The following is a 768-nucleotide window of genomic DNA, read 5'->3' as shown; positions in this document are numbered from 1 at the left end:
AGCAATTTTACAGAAGTTCAGATCGTCAAGATCTTATCAGAACAAAATCAAGGCAAAACAGTCAATGAAATTTGTCGTGAACATGGAATAAGTCAACCCACTTTTTATAAATGGAAGAGTAAATATGGCGGAATGGAAGCCCATCAATTAGCTCAATTAAAAGAACTAGAGAAGCAATTGTCCCAATATAAAAAAATTGTAGCAGAGCTTACTTTGGAAAACGTAGTTTTAAAAGATGTTATCGAAAAAAAGCTATAACGCCTTGTGAAAAACGAGAGTTGGTGTTGTATTCAAAAGAAAAACATCAGCTAAGTTCTCGCAGGGCTTGTCGTCTATTTAGCTTAAGAACATCCGTTTTTTATTATCAAAAAGTACGTAAAGATGAGGATGATAAAATACGTTTTCAATTGATAGCGCTATCCAACGAGCATCAAACTTGGGGCTTTTGGATGATGCATCATCGTTTACGAAATTTAGGATTTACTTGGAACCATAAACGAGTTTATCGAATTTATACTTCGATGAAACTTAACCTACGTAATAAACGTAAAAAAAGACTTCCTGCAAGGATTAAAGAGCCGCTTTTACGTCCGATTTATCCAAATGTAACGTGGAGTATGGATTTCATGCATGATAGTTTAGAAAACGGAAAAAGCGTGAGAAGTTTGAATATTATAGACGATTTTAATCGAGAAATTTTGAGTATTTGTATCGACACAAGCTTACCTTCAGCTAAAGTAATTTCTGAACTTGAAAAACTAATCGAAT

At 33.7% G+C, this 768-nt stretch carries 2 protein-coding genes; both read left to right on the top strand.

Annotation, left to right across the window (positions count from 1 at the left end; all coding sequences use genetic code 11):
- On the top strand, positions 1-258 hold a 258-nt coding region (locus N5D46_RS14725), incomplete at its 5' end, for a transposase (protein WP_280050450.1).
- Positions 259-281: 23 nt separating this feature from the next.
- A partial coding sequence (locus N5D46_RS14720) for an IS3 family transposase (protein WP_280050449.1) occupies positions 282-768 on the top strand: 487 nt, incomplete at its 3' end.

Origin of the sequence: Empedobacter sp. GD03865 (genome assembly GCF_029840775.1) — a bacterium.
GTDB classification, from domain to species: domain Bacteria; phylum Bacteroidota; class Bacteroidia; order Flavobacteriales; family Weeksellaceae; genus Empedobacter; species Empedobacter falsenii_B.
The sequence above is the reverse complement of the archived record's forward strand: the minus strand, read 5'-3'. Positions and strand labels throughout refer to the sequence as shown.